This is a genomic window from Vibrio sp. D431a (genome assembly GCF_030248655.1).
GTDB lineage: Bacteria > Pseudomonadota > Gammaproteobacteria > Enterobacterales > Vibrionaceae > Vibrio > Vibrio alginolyticus.
This window is the reverse complement of the sequence record NZ_JAHGAP010000002.1, coordinates 344,870-361,930: the sequence shown is the minus strand read 5'-3', so window position 1 is coordinate 361,930 and position 17,061 is coordinate 344,870. Positions and strand designations below refer to the sequence as shown.

The window sequence follows — 17,061 nt, the reverse complement described above, 5'->3', positions numbered from 1 at the left end:
GATAAAGCGCTCGGCTACAAGCGCTTTGGAAAGGAGACGTCATCGGAGCCTGTGTTACTCGACTCGAGTGATGGTGACTTTCGCACCTGGGTTCAAGAAACGATGGTTCGCAGAAAGTGCTGAGTTTGCTAATCCGTCATCTTGGCTAACAACACCCGCATGGAATGCAACAACGTCATTACTGTCATTACGAGCGGCATTGAAACCCTCACCGCCACCTGCTGGGCCCGGAATGGTTGCAGCAAGTTCATCGTTCAGCTCTGTGCCGGAATCCCAAACGTTCATGCTCATTTCGTAGCTTTCACCCACTGCGAGCGATTTGAGCGATAGCCCCGTTTCGCCAACAAAGGCATCATTGGTATTCACGAACATAGACGCCACAGACAAGTAACCGTAACGACTAGGGTCAACCGTAATGGTGACTTCGTCCGATGCACCCGGCAACACCAATCCATTACCCGAAATACCTTGGTAAACACTGTCATTGCTGTTCATCAATTCAATCAGCTCGGCGTTACTACCGCCTTCAGCAAGATGCTCAAGTTCAACAGATGCGGCTTGTCCAATTTCAAACAATTGGTAGTCAGCATTGTGAGTGAGTACCGCGAGCGGAGACATAGGTTGATTCGCAGTCAAGTTCGCCACGTTGACGGTGTAGCGGTACGATTTCACTACGTCATTATCATCATCGCTTGGACAACCGGCGAGCAAGCCGACTGAAGCTGCTAATAGTAAGATTCTGTATTTCATACATCCCCCTTACTTCACAACGATTGTGATGGTTGCAACTGGGTTTAACCAACGATGGCTGCTGCTGTCTAGGTCACTGATGCCGCCGGTTGGATCGCTATCACCAAGGTTACCCGGATGCACGTGAACTTTGTCGTTAGTTACTGTTGCTTCAACGCCTGTGCCGCCAGTACCAAAGGTAATGAAAGGTGGGTTTGGCATGCTAGACGCAAGTTCATCGTTCGCTTCTGTACCGGCATCGTAACTTCTTAGCGTTGCTCGGTATGTACCCGCTTCCGTTGGGATCTTCCAGCTATCCAGACCGACAAAACCATCATTGGTTGGCAGCAACATCGCGCTCAGAGAAAGATAACCGTGGTCGCCACTGTCCAAGGTGAAGGTGGTTGCCACACCCGGATTCAAAATACCACCAGCAGGGTTCTCAACCACCGCACCACCAGCGTTACCAATCACACTAGCAAGACCAGAGATATCACCGCCTTCTGCCATTGCTTCTAGTTCTGGCGTTGCTGCTTGACCCGTTCTGAACATTTGAAGATCAGAGCCATGTGCAGCAACAATAAGAGGCGTAAAGTAGATGCCTTTGGTTGCGTTTGTCACGGTGATTTCCAATTCCGCCGCATTCACTGATGCAGAGCCTAGTGCCATAGCGACTGAAGTCATGACGAGTCCGAGTTGGGTACGTTTTTTCATTGTGATTCCATCCTTTAATGAGGGTTGAACTACCCAAGCCCATGTATACGGCTTTACTTCTTTGTTCGTGACTTGAGTAGGTTAAGCATTACGTTTCGAACGTTTTGCGTTCTTGCCTCTAAGAATGACGAGCAAATCTATCAGCAACTTCATCGAATTCTCATAAAATTCTCACAAGTTCTGTTCGAATTCTGTCAGCAGCACTTTTTTATTTATACTCAAGTAACCTCGAGATGCTTGGTTCAGCGAGGATGACTTGGTTTGAAGGCGAGGCAACAATTTGAAAATCTAGTGGTTCTAAATCGAAAATTGTTAACGAAGCATGCGAACCAAGGCAACTCGCCCTTCGGGAGCGTGCCACTGAAGCAATTTCTTCGTCAAACAACTTGGAAAGAGCTCGCTATTCCGCTTCGTTGTTTTCCTTGAACTTGAATCAGTGACAACGCTCTGAACCATGTATCTTGAAGTCACTTGAGTATATTCAGATATTTACACTTCGCGCTTTCCCCTCCTACAATGCGGTATTCTCTGTTTAAATCACGATTCTCACCATGATTCATAACGTTCTGTCTGCCTACTATGGCGAAATCTACGGCATCGCTTTTTTCAACCACTACTTGAGCCATTACGCCCAAAGTGAACAACAAACGCTGTGGCAAACCTTGATTGAAGTGGAAGAACTCACCGCAGAAAAGCTCAAACCTGTACTGCTGAAAAATGGGATGGATATAGAAAGTCGATACCAAGAGATGCTGGATAAAGGCTTGGAAGATGCAACCAAATGGATTGATTTACCATGGCAAGAGTTGGTGGCGACTCTTCTGAAATGGGTAGAACCTTATGAGGTCAAGTATCGAGAGTGGCATGAAGAAGTGAAAGCTTCACAGCAGTATTCAATCGCTGAGCGAGAAGCTATCGAGTTGATTGCAGACCACGAAACGGCCATTTATCACTGTTGGCAGCAATACCATACTGGTGAATCTGGCTTGCCTGAACTCAATGCATTTTTGGCAAAATATCGTTAAAGCGAGACAGTGACACTTGAACCTCGTGAAACCGTACCAGACAATATCGTTATTCCGCTGCGCAGAACTGAACAATTATGGTTAATCCAAAACTCATTGCCCTACTTCCTGATCTTGCTTCGTTTATCTTAGTGGTAAACGAAGGCAGTTTTACCGCAGCAGCCAAACAACTCGGCGTGACGCCATCGGCTTTAAGTAAGTTGATCACACGATTAGAGCAAGCGCTTTCGGTCAAATTGTTTGAGCGCACGACTCGTAAGTTGATCATCACTCAAGCAGGACAAAAGGTTTACGACCAAAGCATCGCAATGGTGAATGCCGCGCAGCAAGCCGTTGAGCTATCTGCGGAAGATCATGCCGAGCCAACAGGCGCACTCACAGTGGCAGCCCCTGAAGCATTTCTTAATTCGGTGCTTCAACCGTTTGTATTGCCATTCCTAGAACGTTATCCAAATATTCAGCTTAAGCTGCGTGCAGCAGATGGTGAGATCGATCTGTTCCGCCAAGGCATTGATGTCGCGTTTAAGCTCACCGACAAACCCGATGAGAATCTGGTACTCAAAGAGATCAGCAAGACCAATCTCGTTTTATGTGCCTCTCCAGATTACCTCACCAAACACGGTATGCCTGAGCACCCAACCGAGCTTGAGCAACACGACTGCATTTACCTTGCCGAGAACGACAAAGACAACATCTGGTCATTCTTTAAAGAGGAAGCCTTTCATTCGATTGCCGTGAGTGGGCGCTACGCCGTCAACCATTCTCAAATGCGCTTGAACGGGGTTAAGTCTGGCTTGGGAATTGGGATCTTCCATGACTTCGTGATCAAAGACGCGTTAGAGCAAGGGGAAGTGGTGGAGGTTCTGCCGGATTGGATGATAAAGAGTAACTACCACGGCGCTATCGCGATGCAGTATGCACAAACCAAATACATGCCTGCTCGTCTGCGCGTGTTTATCGACTTCGTTAAGGAGCATTTAGTCTCCGAGGACACTAACCATGCTTGAGGATACGAGCCATGTTTGAAGAGGCTAACCATGTTTAATGCCATTCATCACGTCGCGATCATTTGTAGCGATTACCCAAGGTCAAAACGCTTTTACACTGAAGTGTTGGGGCTAAAAGTCATTGCTGAAAACTATCGTGAAGCCAGAGACTCATACAAGCTTGACCTCGCTTTACCCGACGGCCGCCAAGTTGAACTGTTTAGCTTTCCGGGCGCACCAGAGAGACCGAGCTTTCCCGAAGCACAAGGGCTACGACATCTCGCGTTTTTGGTTGATGATGTTGAACAGGTGAAAGCCTACCTAGAATCGAATGACGTTGAAGTTGAGCCAATTCGTATTGACGAATTCACAGGCAAAGCATTTACCTTCTTCCAAGATCCAGATGGCTTGCCACTGGAGATTTACCAGAAATAAAAAGAGCCAGCACGTCGCTGGCTCTTTTACTATTCCATTCTTTGTCTGTTACTAATTCAACGCTGTTTTCAGCTTCTCAACGCGGTTGAACAACAGCCAATCCAGTGCGAGAACCGTAACAATCGCCAAACCGCCCATCGGAAACGCCAGACACAATATCACCAACGTTACTAAACCAAGTTTCCAAATGCCGTCTTGCTGAAACTTAGGTGGCGCGCCCAATGCGGCACTGCGACTTGGTCTACGAATCCACCACATCACCAAACCTGTGATTGAGATTAAGATGAACGCCAAACAGAACACTACGTTGAGTACTTTGTTCAATATACTCACATCACCTTGATGCAATGACACACCTGCCGCCATGAACTTGGCAAACAAACTGTAATCTTGCCATGTGACGTCCACCAACAAGCGACCGGAATATTGGTCAAAGTGGCTGGTGCGATCTTGTCTTGGGTCGGAGATATCGCCACCCATAGAGTTAGCTGCAACGGTGTAAACGCCCGTCTCAGAGCGCGGCAAAAACAACTTATAACCAGTGAAGCCCAACATTTCAGCCTTGAGGATGATATCATCAACAGAGAGCGCATCATGGCTGCCTGCGTATGCCATCTCTTCCTTCATGTTGGCATGATCATGAGCGGGCTTATCTTTCGATTCTGGCACAGCAGCGAGCTCTAAGTTCCATGGCATGTCTTCTGAAGCACCGTGGTTAAGATCTTTATGTGTCAGTGTGGATTCCGGTTTCTCACCCCATGTGTAATAGGTTGGGAAGGTATTCCAAGCTTGCACCATTTTCGCTCCCCAGATCCCTGCCCACGACAAACCTGAAATCAAAAAGAACAACAGTACAATCGACAGCACACCACCTAAATTCGCATGCAGGTCACGCATCAAAATTCGAGGGCCATTGTTAAGGCGAATTTTCAAAAAGCCGGCGCGGCTGGCGTTGTCTCTAGGTAACCAAAGGTACAAACCAGACACCAACAGCAAAATCCCCAAACTTGCGGCGATTTCAATTAAGCGGTCACCTAGGTCGCCGATGAGCAAGGTGCCGTGAATGCTGTTCATCAGTTCATAGATGCTATCACCACGATTAATGGTGCCTTGTACGTCTCCTGTGTAAGGATTTACTGCAACAATCAGAGAGCTGCCTTCTTGGTTTTGAATCGAGAATCGGTTGGCAATATCGGCCGTTTTAGCAGGTACAAATTGGGTGACATTAAAATCGGGATACGCCTGCTTTACGGTTTCTAATTGTGCAGAGACAGGAACCATTTGCTCTTGTGGTGAAACCTGTAATGTCGCTTCGTATCGAGCCAGTTCGATTTCATCATCAAACAACATCACCAACCCCGTTAGGGAAAGCATCAGCATAAATGGAATGACGAACAAACCTGCGTAGAAGTGCCATCGCCACGTCATAAAGTAGATGGATTTTGCGCGTGAGGCTTCCTTGAGTTGAGGCTTTGCCGAGTTTCTCAACATGTGTATTTTCCTTTTTTCATTGTTGAACACCCAAATTCAGCCAAACGCATCCTGCACATACACATTCGTATGCGGCGTTATTTGACTTAGATTTGGGAGTACCACTGCTCGAAGTGGCAGTGTTGCTAACTATATACCCAAGTGACTTCAAGATGCTGGATTCAGAGCGTTGTCATTGATTCGAGTGCAAAGAAAACAACGCTGTGTAATAGACCACTCTTTCCAAGTTGTTTGAAGCAGCAATCGGAGCAATGACACGCTCCCGAAGGGCGAGTTGTCTTGGCTTGTATACTTTGTTGTCGATATCTTGATTTAGACCCACTAGACCTTTAAATCGCCGCCGCGTCTACAAACCAAGTCATTCTCGCTGAACCAAGCATCTCGAGGTTACTTGGGTATCGTGTAATTGTTTTCGTTATGAGAAAAGGGAAACCGGCGGCGCTCTAGGAACTGGTGTTTCAAATCGCACACTTAGAGCCAAATAAGCGTAGCTGTCAGAAGTCACCAAGCTCTGTCTTGAAAGTATCGGTGTCGTTGGAAGTGTATCGTGATGAAAAGTCGAGAAGTGGCTAAACGGACAAGGCTTACCTTTGTGGCTAACCGAATTGTCGCCCTCTTCTATTTGAACCAATTCAAAACCGTTAAGCGTACATAGCGTCGCCCACACGCCCATGCTGTTACCATGAGCATTGATAACAGGCATCAGCGTCACTAGCACCCAACTGAGAGCACTAGCAAATAACATTGAGCGGTAAAAAGGAATTAATCTACGCATAACGGTGACTTAACAAATTTCACACAGCGTAACCAATTCTGAGTGGTAGCTCAAAAACAGGATCAATAAGTGCTTGCTACCTCACAGGTTTTCTTGAATGCATCGATTGACAGGCGCAAAAAAGCCCGCCGAAATGGCAGGCTGATAATGTGTTCATTCATTACTTAGAAATAACGCGTAACCCACTGCCACGAGCAAATGCTCCGCTCAGCAGATAATTAGCCGAACAACTTGCTCCAAATGCTTGGATTGCGCTTGTCGTGGTACTCTTCACGAAGACTATCGATTTCACGCAGTTGAGCTTTTGCTTCTTGTAGCTTGCCCGCATCAAGATCCGCTTCAATCTTATCTAGCGTTACCGTCAGTTTGTTAAAGCCTTCTAAGTAAGTATCAAACTTCTCTGGTGGGTAATTACCACGCTTAGATTGTTCAACAATCGCTTGCAAGCTATCAATCGCAGATTTCATGGTTTCGACATCAGATGCTTCTGCCGCCTGTTTGAATTCCATCTTCATCTGTTTCATGTTTTGTTTTAAATCAACCGCTTCTGCCATTGCGTATGTTGAGCCAAACGCAATCGCACACCCTAGGACTAAAGGACGTAACATTTTTCACTTCTCCATTTATAGTGCCGAATTCTGTGTCGGCTTTATTTACCCAAATAACCTACGCCATAAAAGGCGAAAAACTAGCTTATTTGAGTATTTCCGGGTCGCAGTGTAAAGCAATCTGGCGTCAGGTGCATACCTTAAATGTAATCAAGTTTATGCGTTGAGAATGCTGTCATATTCTGCAATTGGTTTACGGCCTCTCAAAGCTAAGAAAGACAAAAACTGCTGAGCGGTGTGAGTAATCACTTTCTTGCTATCAATACCCACTTTGTCCATTAACTCTCCAACCAACTCCAGATTACCAACATCGTGACAGAAGTGCGCGTCACTGCCCGTGGTGAAGAAAACACCGAGATCTTTCCCGATTTGTGCAATCTCGTGGCAACGGTCTACGCTGCCTACTCGGCTATTGCCCTTCAGAGTGGTGTTGTTAATTTCAATCGCGACATTGTGCTCTTTCGCGCACGCTAAAACGGTCTGAAAATCAAAGTCGAAATTTGGATTACCAAGATGACCGAGCGCATCAATACGGCCACTCTGAATGACATTAACAAGTGCTTCCGTGTGAGTTTGCTTGTTTGCAGGACGAAAAACGGGTTCATGAAAACTCGCGATCACCCAATCTAAGTTGCGGTCCACACTCAGTGGAATATCAATGTCGCCTTCGGTATTCATAATGTTAGATTCAACGCCACGAATAATCGCAACGCCTTCAAGAAAGCGAGGCAGAATTTTCTGGTTAGAGAAAAACCAGTAATGAGGCGCACCCGGCATTGATTCTGCGTGATCGGTCGTGCAGAACATATCCAGCCCGTTCTCTTTTGCCAACTTTGCATTTTCAAGCAAGGTACTGTACGCGTGACCACTGGCGTACGTATGTGTATGGGTATCAACTTTAAATTCCATCATCCACTCTCTTAGGTGAGCTATCTTGCGTGCTATTGTATACCTTCAGGCAACGCATCGTCAGCCCAAGATAAGCAAGAACCCTAAGCTTGCTCTTCACTAATGGCTTTTATCAAGGGTAAGGCTTTTTCCCATCCGTGATTAAACATAGAAACAAAGTCGTTGTGAGTATGAATGGTAACATTGAGTAGTAAACGATCGTTGTTGGTATCGATCTGGTAGATCTCTCGCGATCCGATCCACCTAGATGCTAGGTCAGCATCGAGTTGTTGACGATTATCCGGATTAAAAATGGCAACATGATGAAATTCAAGTTTTTGAAGCGGTAGCACCGTATCTATGATCGCCGTTGTCCCGCCCATATCTGGATCAAAAAAAGTGATGCCACCTCCTTCTTCCCAAGCTCCTTCAAATTGAGACTGCGGTGAAAAGGCTTGTGCCCAACGTTTATACAACTCAACATCGGTTAGCACTTCCCACACTCGTTGCGGTGTCGCCGAAATTTCGACGTAATAATTTAGCGTAAGCATGATTTCTCTCCCTGAACCTTTCTTGACGCTAGCCCATACTCAGGAAAAATCAAACCACACGACCAATTTATCTACCTGCCCCCTTCATTTTCCGACAGACTAGGAAGTTCTCGCTTGTAAACCGCCACTGCGATGCGCCGTAAAGCGAACCCAACATGTGTTCAGTATGATCGCGAGCACTATTAAACTCATCCCAATAATTTGACTTCGACTCATTCGGTCTTCAAAAAACAGGCTCTGCCAAACCGCAGTGAACAATAAGTTAGTAAAAATGAGTGGCGCAAGTTGAGAGCCACTGCTTGCCAGTTTATATGCTTTGGAGCGAAAAACTTGGGTGTTAATGATCATCAGAGACATCATACCGATACACAGCGTATTTGAAGAAATCTCAGGCGCCATAACACTCATATTAAGTAACACGTCGAAGTCGTTAAACAAAGTTAGCGGCAACAGAAATACGGCAGCAAAACCAAACGCCCAAAAGTTGATTTCTAGCGGCGACATATTTGTTTTACTCACTTTATATAACGTAAGCTGAGAACCAGAATTGAAGAGTCCACCAGCCAAGCCGAGCAATAAATCCGCTCGCCATGTAATCCCACTTCCACCGCCCGCCAACATAACCACACCAGTGAACGCCATTGCTAAAGCCGCCAATGTTGAAACACGAATGCGCCCCCTCATGAACAGCTTTTCGACCAAGGGAATAAATAATGGGCCAGTAGCAAACAACACAACCCCTTCAACGAGCGTTAACGTTTGTAATGACGCGATAAAGCAAAGTTGTGACAAACCGATACAAAGAGCACGCAATAAAATAGGCTTTAGCGTGCCCGCTTTAGGAAAGGTAAGGTTTTTCACACGAAGTAAGATAAGCAAGATAAGCGCAGGCACCAAAAAACGTAAGAAGCTAAATAGTGTGACGGAAAGTTCGCCTGACAACTGCTTTGCTAACAGTCCAGTAACAGATAAGCTTAACGTAGACATTAACATGAAAAGGATAGATTTATTTACAGCATTCATTCAATACTCCTTAATATATGGAGTATTTTAAAAGACATCACTTATAGTAAATAGCGAGTAATATTAACCATTGATGTAAGAAAAACTTACAGTTTAACTTATCTATCACCAGCTACGGTTTTTAAATTATGCGGAAACTAGTCCCCTTAAAGTCCATCTACGCATTTGTTGCAGTAGCTGAGTCTGGCAGCATGACAGAAGCAGCACATATATTAAGTGTGAGCCACTCAGCCGTAAGTCAGGCGATTAAATCGCTGGAGAGTCAAGTCAACAAGCCTTTGTTTGATCGCATAGGCAGACAAGTTCAACTCAATGCGGACGGTAAAAAGTATTACCGAAAGGTGGCACCCGCTTTAGAGCAAATTGTCGATGCAACGGAAGCACTCATCCAAGATCAGAACTTGCAGCGTGTTACGCTCAATATGGTGAATTCATTGGCTCTTCACTGGTGGATTCCTCGAATGTCAGATTTACAAGGGTTTGCTCCTCAATTAGACGTTCGTTTATCAAACCTGTCTGGCAGATTCAATTTAGAACAAGAAGGTATCGACGCGGCCTTGGTGCATGGAAATCCCGAAGAATGGCAGGATTACTACTGCGAAAAGCTCAGTGAAGATGAACTGGTTTTGGTGTGCAGTCCTGAATTGATAGCGAAGACAAAGGACTCAAACATCACTCAACTCTTAAAGCAATATCCCATCATTGAAGTTACTAACGAGCGAAGAAAAAATGACTGGAACGTGTGGCAGGACGCGACGGGTATCCAGCGACCTAAAAATAAAAAACCAATCACTTTTAACATGTCGATACAAGCCGTCCAGGCCACAACTCGTCGTTTGGGGTTATTGGTCACTCATCGCTTGTTTGTGAAGGATGACATCAAATATGGTCAGCTAATCGAGCTGGGTGAACCCGTCATTAACCCTCATCAACAGCTTTACTTTGTATGCCCGCCACACAAGCTAAAGCTTGAATCGTTTCATCTGTTGCGATCTTGGCTACAACAATCATTCAACTATTAGAAACTTTTGTTAAGCACATTCACTGAAAAACTAGTATAAAGTTAGAAGAGCACTTTTCATCCAAGGATGGTTTATGAAGCAGTATCAAATATGGCTAAGCGCACTCTGTTTTGCAGTATCTTTGAGTACGACCGCTGAAGTAGAAAATGATAACCGCCTTTCAGAACAAGGGATCTCCACGGCAATTATTGGGGGTCAGCAGGCTACCCAAAACCAACTTCCTTTTTTTGCACGTCTTATTCTACATAAAACTGGCGCTAATCAGTTTGCCAATATTTGTGGGGGAACCATTGTAAACGACCGCTTCATTTTAACTGCGGCCCACTGCGTAGAACCAAGCGTTTTTACTGATGGCTGGACAATCAACGATCTACGAGTGCTAGTCAAAAACCCTACGATGAATGACGTGTTTGTTGAAGAATTCAAAGATGTTCGCTCTATCACGATTCATCCTGATTATGTGCCTAGCGATTTATGGATTAATGACATCGCTGTCCTTGAATTGACTAGACCTATCACCGATAACGTCCAATCCATCACTTTACCGCAAGACTTTGGAGACTACAGCAGCAAGTCAGTTTATCAGATATTCGGTTTAGGTCAGACCTCAACCAATGATGAAAGCTCCCCTAACTATTTACGCTGGGCAGAAGTAAAACCCCTTACCGACACCCAATGCGCTTCGTTGGTAACAGGGTTTAACGCTCAGGAAAGTTTATGTGCGAATGGATTTCCTGAACGAAGCTACACTGGCATCTGTCGTGGTGACTCAGGCGGTCCTCTCACCTATCAAGACAATAATGGCATGTATCAGCAAATTGGCATTGTGAGCTACGGTTCTTCAGTTTGCGAATCCGCTGCGATTCCAAGTGTGTTTACCGAGATTTTGAACTATGCAACATGGATTGAGACCCAAACCAGCTCAGGTGTAAAAACCAGTTATAACGCCCTCTTAGCAAGTTCGGAAGATTATCATAGCGAAGGGGACTCTGGCTTTGAGCCTGTCGATACCAACACATCTGGCTTTGGTAACAACGGCAGCAGTGGCGGCGGTGCTCTCGGATCAGGGTTGATCATGCTTGGAGGCTGGTTTGGTTGGCTAAGACACCGCAGAAATTATTCGCGCTCCTAGTAGCGTCAACAAGACATCATAATATCTTGCGCTTAACGCGAGAGTTAATGATGTCTTCAATCATCTTTTGCTCTTTTTTCGCTTTTTCATAGTTCTGCTTAGTACGCCAACGTTCAAGCACTTTTTCTAACCCTTGAACGCGTGCGTGCTTGTGTTCTAGCGTTTTCTGTACAGATGCACATTCCGCTTGCATAACGGCTTGCTCTTGCTCGTGGTGACGAAGCATTCTTTGTAGCATTTGGTCAACACGATTAAAGTTCATCAAAGCCGCGCTCGTCAGCGTCGGGCCGGTTCGGGTTGATTGTCCAGCGTGGCCTTTCAACGCCGACAACTGTTCCAATTGCATTGAAAGATGGGAGTGACGCTGACGCATGGCATCAAGTTGTTGACCCACACGGTCACGCTGTTTTTCTTCCATTTGCTGTAACTTGCCTACGGCTTTTAACTTGGATTTCATTTCAGCCTTGTCACTCCCATTTGATTAAGCACTTTGAAAAAGCTGCGCGAGCTCGGTCAAACTGGTTGGGTAATCTACAGACTCGTTGGCAGCTTGTTGTAGATATGCACGCAAATTTGGATACATAGCAACAGATTGATCTAACTCAGGATCTTGTCCTGGTTGATAACCCCCTAATGGCAGTAACTCTTTAACCTGAAGGTAGTTGGAGTACATTTGACGGAAGTTATTCGCAATCGTGCTGTGTGCGTCCTGCGTACAAGTATTCATACAACGGCTAATAGACGCGTTGATATCTATCGCGGGATAATGCCCTTGCTCAGCCAGTTGACGCGATAAAACGACATGCCCATCTAAGATGGCGCGCGCGGAATCCACGACAGGATCTTGTTGGTCGTCCCCTTCTGCCAATACGGTATAAATTGCCGTTAAGCTACCATGTTGATTTTCACTGTTACCCGCTCGCTCTAGGAGTTGAGGTAATACGCTGAAGACTGAGGGCGGATAACCACGAGAAGCTGGAGGCTCACCGAGCGAAAGAGCGATTTCGCGCTGTGCCATGGCGTATCGGGTTAGAGAGTCCATCAGAAGTAGAACGTCTTTGCCTTGGTCTCGGAAATACTCTGAAACGCGATGACAAAGTAGTGTCGCTCTTAACCTCATTAGCGGGGATTCATCAGCAGGAGCCGCGATAATGATCGCTTTCTTGCGCGCTTCTGGGGTTAAGTTTCTCTCGATGAACTCACGTACTTCTCTGCCTCGCTCACCAATAAGCCCGACCACAATTACATCGGCCTCCGTGTTTTTGGTGATCATCCCCATTAACACACTTTTACCGACGCCACTGCCAGCCATCAAACCAATACGTTGGCCTTTGCCTACCGTCAATAGTCCATTAATCGCTCGCACGCCTACGTTGAGTGGTGTATCAACTGGGCGTCGCTTCAGTGGGTTAATCGGTTTTGGTTCAAGTGAAACTCGATCTCCCCCCTTAAGCGGAGCCCCATCATCTAACGGCTCACCTAAACCATTCAGTACGCGTCCTAACCACTGAGAGCTTAGCTGCACGGTACTGTCACCATCAAGAGGGATGACTTTTGCACCTGCAAACAGACCGCCTAAACGGCGGATAGGCATGAGGTAAGCAATAGTGTGTTCAAAGCCCACAACTTGCGCTTCGATCATATCGCCTTCCGCGGTTTCTACGAGACAACGCTGCTCAAGCTTAAACCGACACCCTACGGCTTGTAACATTAAGCCGTTTACTTTTATCAATCGCCCTGTTACGCGAGCAACAGGGATTGAATCGAGCGAAGCCAAGGCTTCGCTCAAACGCTCACTTAATAGTTCATGGCTTAGGGTATTACTCATGCTCAGACTCTACCTGTGGAATACTGACTTCATCCAAAAGGTGTTGCTTTACATTGTCCATACAGGCTTCCAAACGAGAGTCGCAGCTCGCATCCGCTTCTGCGTCATCAGTCACTAACTGACAGCCACCAATAGGAAGCTCCGTATTAGGGACCAGTTTCCAAGATTGCGGCAAATCAGCATTGATGTGAGTAATGCGCTCTAAATCTTGCGGATTTAAATGCACAGTTACTGTTTCCGCTTTACCAGGCATGGCAGACAATGTCTCGTCCACCAAAGCTAGGATCTGCTGAGGCATTAAAGTGAGCTCAGCACGAATCACTTGCTGAGCAACCTTTTGTACCAGTTCACAAATCATATGGCGTTGTTGCTGTTCTTTTTCATCTTGCCAACGAGAAAGGGCGTGAAAAAGTTCATTGACAGGCTTCGCCGCCTCCAAAAAGCCTTGCTTTCCAGACTGCTCACCGGAAACAAAGCCTTTTTGGAAACCTTCTTTTTGACCTTCCAACAGACCTTGTTGCTTGCCCTGTTCGATACCTTGGCGTAAACCTTCCTCATGTCCTTGTTGCAAACCTTGTTGAAAACCTTCTTCAAGTTGCTGTTGGATATCTATTTGAGGTTCTTGCCAGCCTTGGTTATCTAGCCCGAATTCGTCTTCGATAGTCTTAGGTTGCGCTAAAGGCGGAAAACGGTGTAAACGATACCCGCTCGGAGGCAATCGCATAGTACTTGATTTTGTCTCTAGCATGACCTTACTCCACCGTTGGCTCTTCATAGAGAAGCAGCTGAACTTCACCAGATTCATCCAGCTCACGTACCATTTGCATGATGTCTTGACGTGCTTTTTGAACTCGACTTAACGCAACAGCGCCGCGTGCGTCCATGTCATCTTCTAGCGCTTTCACCATACGTTGCGGCATTGAACGCTTAATAGCTTGTTGTAAGGTAATATCGGAACCTTTTAGCGCAACTGCCCACAACTCTAGCGGGATTTGCTGCACCAACATGTCCATAGTTTCTTCGCGTTGTCGGCCAAGAACCATAAAGTCGAACATGTTTTCTTCGATTGCATTAACAACATCTTCATCATGCAACTTCAGCATTTCCATCAATGAACCACGGTCACCTTCAAAGCGGTTAATGATATCTGCTGCTTGCTTAACACCTGATAACGGCGTGCTTTGACTTGCGGATACTTTTTCGATGCAACGCTCAACGAGTTCATGCAAATCAACGGCAACTTGATGATCGATATCTTGCAATTGAGCAATACGGAACAATATTTCGTCATGGTAATCTTGTGGCAAGTGCTTCAATACCGCTGAAGAGCTGTCCGCTGGCAAATACGCTAGAAAAATTGCTTGCATTTGTGGGTGCTCATTCACAATGAAACGAGCGAGAGTTTCTGCTTCCACCCACTGTAAGCGCTGCATATTGTTGCGAATTTCATCGCCATATAAGGTATTTAATAACCCTTTTGCCAAATCGTTACCCAACGCTTTGCGCAATGTATTAGATAGGTATTCCTTAGAGGCTCCTCGAATACCGCTGTGCTCACGGAAATCTTCAAAGAAAGTTTGAATAACACCACGAGCAGAATCGCTCTTAATGCCATTTAACTTCGCCATTGCACGAGTCACACGCTGGGTTTCATCACGGCTAAAGTGTTGCAAAACCTTCGCTGCGGCATCCTCGCCCATGCCTAATAGCACGAGCGCGGTTTGTTCAACATAACTAAGCGTCTGCTTTGATAGAACTGTGTTCATTGATGTTTACCCATTGTTTCAGTATTTCGGCTACGCGCTCTGGCTCTTCATTAGCAATAAGCTGTAGGTGTTTCAATTGAATTTCTAATGGCGAACCTGCTGGTGGTAGCATGTCGCTGTTTACATCTAAACCTGAAGAGGCTGAGATGCCTTTTTCAGATAGGCGGCGATCAAGTACTTCTTCATGCTCGCGTTCTTCACGCGTTTGCAAGTTTTCGTAGTCAGGCTCTTCCTGAGGCTCAGCAAAATTTAGCTCAGGCACAGGTTTATCAACGCCAGTCAGGTGCATGATTAATGGACGCAGTACGAAGAAGATCATCGCCAAGCCTAACAAGCCACCAATAACGTAGCGTATTGGCTGCTGTACTGTAGGGTCTTGCCACCACGGCAGTGCAGGAGGAGCATCAATTTCGATTGGGGTGAAGTTGAAACTCATTAAACTTAAGCTGTCACCTCGTGTGGCAGAGATACCAACAGCATCCATGATCATGTTTGAGATTTGCTCTTTATCGGCTTCACTCCACGCAACACCATCTGGCGAAGCTTTGGAGTTCAACAGAACCGAGACACTAAGCTTTTCTATTTGGCCTTGTTGGTATTGAGTACGACGAACACTACTACCTACAGCATATTGACGATTCACTTCAGATCGCGCATTCGTGTTTTGGCTGTCGTTCGTTTCCACTTCACCAGATCCTGTCACTGGCGGTTGGTTACTTAGAGAACCTGGAACACCCAACGCAATTTGATCAACCGAGTTGTTATGAATGGTGTGCTCATTACGCACAACCGGCGCGTTATCCAAAATTTCTTGTGTTTCTTCAACTTGGCTAAAGTCCAGATCGGCAGCGACTTGTACGCGGAAGTTACTCGGCCCCACAATCGGCGTAAGCATGTCTGCTGCGCGTTGGATGATCTGTTTTTCAACACTCTTCTGGTATTCAAGATATTTCGCGTTTACTTTACCGGCTTCCGCAGAAGCGACATCCGCACTAAGAAGACGGCCGTACTGGTCAATGACAGAAACAAATTCTGGCTTCATTGCCGTGACACTGCCAACCACTAGGTTAATGATCGCTTCAACTTGTTCAGGCTTTAAGTCTTCACCAGGTTTGAGCTCAAGCATGACAGATGCTGATGGATTCTCACTGTTTTGGCGGACGAATAGAGTTTGACGAGGTATTGCTAAATGAACACGCGCGTTCGCTACTGAGTTCAAAGACATGATAGTACGTACTAACTCACCTTCTAAACCATGACGATAACGCGCCGTTTCCATAAATTGGCTCGTACCAAGAGAGCTATCTTCCTTGAGCGAATCCAAACCTGTCGGCAGCTTAGCTTTAACACCTTTTGATGCAAGCAACATGCGTACCTTCGCAACCTCACCTTCTGGTACAAGAACTTGTCCATTTTGCTCTTGCATGCGGTAGCTTACGCCTTCGCTTTCTAATACCGACACAATTTCGCCGATATCAAAACGCTCTTGCTGGCTATAGAGCGGACGAAAGCTCTGCGAGGAACTCCATAGTGCAACCACAATAATCGCTGCAACAATCGCAGCTAACACCGCAGATAGCACTAAGTTTCTCTGACTGCTAGACCAGATTTGCTTCAGCTTCGTTGTCACATCGTCCATGCCGTTGGCAGTAGAAAATGTCTGTGCTGTGCCGGTAGCCATAGCTGTGTTTCCGGCGACTTGGGGGGTTAGTTCTGACATGAATTACACCGGCATCTTCATAATATCTTCAAATGAGGTCACGACTTTGTTGCGCACTTGCATCAAAGCATTAAAGGACAAGCTGGCTTTTTGGCTCGCGACCATTGCACCAACTAGGTCATCACTTTTTCCTGTTTCTACGGCCGTCATTTTTTGACTAGCCACTGATTGATGTTGATTCACTGTATCCAACACATTTGTCATCGCTTGTGAGAACGATAAAGGTGCGTTTAGTGATTGTTGATCTAAAGGATTTGCACTCACGATAAACTCTGGCGGCTGCACTTGTGCCTGCATCGCCTGCATTTTTGACAACATAAGTTGCTCTGCCGAGACCGCATGAGTAGGTTGACTTGCCATCTATTTTT

At 46.0% G+C, this 17,061-nt stretch carries 19 protein-coding genes; 5 read left to right on the top strand and 14 right to left on the bottom strand.

Annotated elements, in window-relative coordinates; genetic code table 11:
- Positions 1 to 54: 54 nt before the first annotated feature.
- On the bottom strand, positions 55 to 750 hold the full coding sequence (locus tag KJB35_RS03900; protein ID WP_213907560.1) for a spondin domain-containing protein: 696 nt from the start codon (positions 748 to 750) through the stop codon (positions 55 to 57).
- Positions 751 to 759: 9 nt separating this feature from the next.
- Positions 760 to 1,443, bottom strand: a complete 684-nt coding sequence (locus KJB35_RS03895; RefSeq protein WP_005384002.1) for a spondin domain-containing protein — start codon at positions 1,441 to 1,443, stop codon at positions 760 to 762.
- A gap of 551 nt (positions 1,444 to 1,994) precedes the next feature.
- Here KJB35_RS03895 and KJB35_RS03890 point away from each other — a divergent pair.
- From KJB35_RS03890 to KJB35_RS03880, 3 genes are all read left to right on the top strand, one after another.
- The gene (locus KJB35_RS03890; protein ID WP_176311332.1) at positions 1,995 to 2,468 is read left to right on the top strand and encodes a hypothetical protein; all 474 of its coding nucleotides are present in this window, start codon (positions 1,995 to 1,997) and stop codon (positions 2,466 to 2,468) included.
- A 77-nt stretch (positions 2,469 to 2,545) separates the two neighbouring features.
- On the top strand, positions 2,546 to 3,475 hold the full coding sequence (locus KJB35_RS03885; protein ID WP_042601221.1) for a LysR family transcriptional regulator: 930 nt from the start codon (positions 2,546 to 2,548) through the stop codon (positions 3,473 to 3,475).
- Between the two features lie 30 nt (positions 3,476 to 3,505).
- Complete coding sequence (locus KJB35_RS03880) at positions 3,506 to 3,889, top strand: VOC family protein (RefSeq protein WP_176311333.1); 384 nt, start codon at positions 3,506 to 3,508, stop codon at positions 3,887 to 3,889.
- A gap of 51 nt (positions 3,890 to 3,940) precedes the next feature.
- Here KJB35_RS03880 and KJB35_RS03875 read toward each other — a convergent pair whose 3' ends face one another.
- From KJB35_RS03875 to KJB35_RS03850, 6 genes are all read right to left on the bottom strand, one after another.
- On the bottom strand, positions 3,941 to 5,380 hold the full coding sequence (locus tag KJB35_RS03875; protein ID WP_213907559.1) for a PepSY domain-containing protein: 1,440 nt from the start codon (positions 5,378 to 5,380) through the stop codon (positions 3,941 to 3,943).
- Between the two features lie 415 nt (positions 5,381 to 5,795).
- The gene (locus KJB35_RS03870; RefSeq protein ID WP_080276971.1) at positions 5,796 to 6,155 is read right to left on the bottom strand and encodes a hypothetical protein; all 360 of its coding nucleotides are present in this window, start codon (positions 6,153 to 6,155) and stop codon (positions 5,796 to 5,798) included.
- 218 nt (positions 6,156 to 6,373) lie between these two features.
- Positions 6,374 to 6,763: a cytochrome b562 gene (locus KJB35_RS03865; protein ID WP_021035869.1), complete on the bottom strand. Its 390-nt coding sequence runs from the start codon at positions 6,761 to 6,763 to the stop codon at positions 6,374 to 6,376.
- 156 nt (positions 6,764 to 6,919) lie between these two features.
- The gene (locus KJB35_RS03860) at positions 6,920 to 7,672 is read right to left on the bottom strand and encodes a phosphatase (RefSeq protein WP_170960403.1); all 753 of its coding nucleotides are present in this window, start codon (positions 7,670 to 7,672) and stop codon (positions 6,920 to 6,922) included.
- Between the two features lie 83 nt (positions 7,673 to 7,755).
- Positions 7,756 to 8,202, bottom strand: a complete 447-nt coding sequence (locus KJB35_RS03855; RefSeq protein ID WP_053303872.1) for an SRPBCC domain-containing protein — start codon at positions 8,200 to 8,202, stop codon at positions 7,756 to 7,758.
- A gap of 99 nt (positions 8,203 to 8,301) precedes the next feature.
- Entirely contained in the window at positions 8,302 to 9,225 is a 924-nt protein-coding gene (locus tag KJB35_RS03850) for a DMT family transporter (RefSeq protein WP_176311335.1), read from the bottom strand.
- Positions 9,226 to 9,353: 128 nt separating this feature from the next.
- On the opposite strand from KJB35_RS03850, the gene KJB35_RS03845 reads away from it, so the two are divergent.
- Both KJB35_RS03845 and KJB35_RS03840 read left to right on the top strand, forming a co-directional pair.
- Positions 9,354 to 10,247: a LysR substrate-binding domain-containing protein gene (locus tag KJB35_RS03845; RefSeq protein WP_158173234.1), complete on the top strand. Its 894-nt coding sequence runs from the start codon at positions 9,354 to 9,356 to the stop codon at positions 10,245 to 10,247.
- A 73-nt stretch (positions 10,248 to 10,320) separates the two neighbouring features.
- Positions 10,321 to 11,379 (top strand): trypsin-like serine protease, encoded by a 1,059-nt coding sequence (locus KJB35_RS03840; protein WP_206958283.1) that lies wholly within the window; start codon positions 10,321 to 10,323, stop codon positions 11,377 to 11,379.
- 16 nt (positions 11,380 to 11,395) lie between these two features.
- Here the strand turns inward: KJB35_RS03840 and fliJ are convergent, their stop codons facing one another.
- The 6 genes from fliJ to fliE are packed head-to-tail and all read right to left on the bottom strand — an operon-like array spanning position 11,396 to position 17,053.
- A complete protein-coding gene (gene fliJ / locus KJB35_RS03835; RefSeq protein ID WP_005384016.1) occupies positions 11,396 to 11,836 on the bottom strand; it encodes a flagellar export protein FliJ in 441 nt (146 codons plus the stop codon).
- Between the two features lie 24 nt (positions 11,837 to 11,860).
- Entirely contained in the window at positions 11,861 to 13,207 is a 1,347-nt protein-coding gene (gene fliI / locus KJB35_RS03830; RefSeq protein WP_005375057.1) for a flagellar protein export ATPase FliI, read from the bottom strand.
- Positions 13,200 to 13,955 (bottom strand): flagellar assembly protein FliH, encoded by a 756-nt coding sequence (gene fliH / locus KJB35_RS03825; RefSeq protein ID WP_005375050.1) that lies wholly within the window; start codon positions 13,953 to 13,955, stop codon positions 13,200 to 13,202. Before fliH ends, fliI begins: the two co-directional genes overlap by 8 nt.
- Before the next feature lie 4 nt (positions 13,956 to 13,959).
- The gene (locus KJB35_RS03820) at positions 13,960 to 14,973 is read right to left on the bottom strand and encodes a flagellar motor switch protein FliG (RefSeq protein ID WP_005375048.1); all 1,014 of its coding nucleotides are present in this window, start codon (positions 14,971 to 14,973) and stop codon (positions 13,960 to 13,962) included.
- Positions 14,942 to 16,693: a flagellar basal-body MS-ring/collar protein FliF gene (gene fliF, locus KJB35_RS03815; RefSeq protein ID WP_005384024.1), complete on the bottom strand. Its 1,752-nt coding sequence runs from the start codon at positions 16,691 to 16,693 to the stop codon at positions 14,942 to 14,944. The genes KJB35_RS03820 and fliF overlap by 32 nt, the downstream gene beginning before the upstream one ends.
- Positions 16,694 to 16,696: 3 nt before the next feature.
- Positions 16,697 to 17,053, bottom strand: coding sequence for a flagellar hook-basal body complex protein FliE (fliE, locus tag KJB35_RS03810; protein WP_005375045.1), 357 nt, complete (start codon positions 17,051 to 17,053; stop codon positions 16,697 to 16,699).
- Between the last annotated feature and the right edge of the window lie 8 nt (positions 17,054 to 17,061).

What these genes read in the sequence shown, in the direction of transcription:
- KJB35_RS03900 (WP_213907560.1), bottom strand. Translation starts at nt 750, where the DNA reads ATGAAATACAGAATCTTACTATTAGCAGCTTCAGTCGGCTTGCTCGCC.
- KJB35_RS03895 (WP_005384002.1), bottom strand. Translation starts at nt 1,443, where the DNA reads ATGAAAAAACGTACCCAACTCGGACTCGTCATGACTTCAGTCGCTATG.
- KJB35_RS03890 (WP_176311332.1), top strand. Translation starts at nt 1,995, where the DNA reads ATGATTCATAACGTTCTGTCTGCCTACTATGGCGAAATCTACGGCATC.
- KJB35_RS03885 (WP_042601221.1), top strand. Translation starts at nt 2,546, where the DNA reads ATGGTTAATCCAAAACTCATTGCCCTACTTCCTGATCTTGCTTCGTTT.
- KJB35_RS03880 (WP_176311333.1), top strand. Translation starts at nt 3,506, where the DNA reads ATGTTTAATGCCATTCATCACGTCGCGATCATTTGTAGCGATTACCCA.
- KJB35_RS03875 (WP_213907559.1), bottom strand. Translation starts at nt 5,380, where the DNA reads ATGTTGAGAAACTCGGCAAAGCCTCAACTCAAGGAAGCCTCACGCGCA.
- KJB35_RS03870 (WP_080276971.1), bottom strand. Translation starts at nt 6,155, where the DNA reads ATGCGTAGATTAATTCCTTTTTACCGCTCAATGTTATTTGCTAGTGCT.
- KJB35_RS03865 (WP_021035869.1), bottom strand. Translation starts at nt 6,763, where the DNA reads ATGTTACGTCCTTTAGTCCTAGGGTGTGCGATTGCGTTTGGCTCAACA.
- KJB35_RS03860 (WP_170960403.1), bottom strand. Translation starts at nt 7,672, where the DNA reads ATGGAATTTAAAGTTGATACCCATACACATACGTACGCCAGTGGTCAC.
- KJB35_RS03855 (WP_053303872.1), bottom strand. Translation starts at nt 8,202, where the DNA reads ATGCTTACGCTAAATTATTACGTCGAAATTTCGGCGACACCGCAACGA.
- KJB35_RS03850 (WP_176311335.1), bottom strand. Translation starts at nt 9,225, where the DNA reads ATGAATGCTGTAAATAAATCTATCCTTTTCATGTTAATGTCTACGTTA.
- KJB35_RS03845 (WP_158173234.1), top strand. Translation starts at nt 9,354, where the DNA reads ATGCGGAAACTAGTCCCCTTAAAGTCCATCTACGCATTTGTTGCAGTA.
- KJB35_RS03840 (WP_206958283.1), top strand. Translation starts at nt 10,321, where the DNA reads ATGAAGCAGTATCAAATATGGCTAAGCGCACTCTGTTTTGCAGTATCT.
- fliJ (WP_005384016.1), bottom strand. Translation starts at nt 11,836, where the DNA reads ATGAAATCCAAGTTAAAAGCCGTAGGCAAGTTACAGCAAATGGAAGAA.
- fliI (WP_005375057.1), bottom strand. Translation starts at nt 13,207, where the DNA reads ATGAGTAATACCCTAAGCCATGAACTATTAAGTGAGCGTTTGAGCGAA.
- fliH (WP_005375050.1), bottom strand. Translation starts at nt 13,955, where the DNA reads ATGCTAGAGACAAAATCAAGTACTATGCGATTGCCTCCGAGCGGGTAT.
- KJB35_RS03820 (WP_005375048.1), bottom strand. Translation starts at nt 14,973, where the DNA reads ATGAACACAGTTCTATCAAAGCAGACGCTTAGTTATGTTGAACAAACC.
- fliF (WP_005384024.1), bottom strand. Translation starts at nt 16,693, where the DNA reads ATGTCAGAACTAACCCCCCAAGTCGCCGGAAACACAGCTATGGCTACC.
- fliE (WP_005375045.1), bottom strand. Translation starts at nt 17,053, where the DNA reads ATGGCAAGTCAACCTACTCATGCGGTCTCGGCAGAGCAACTTATGTTG.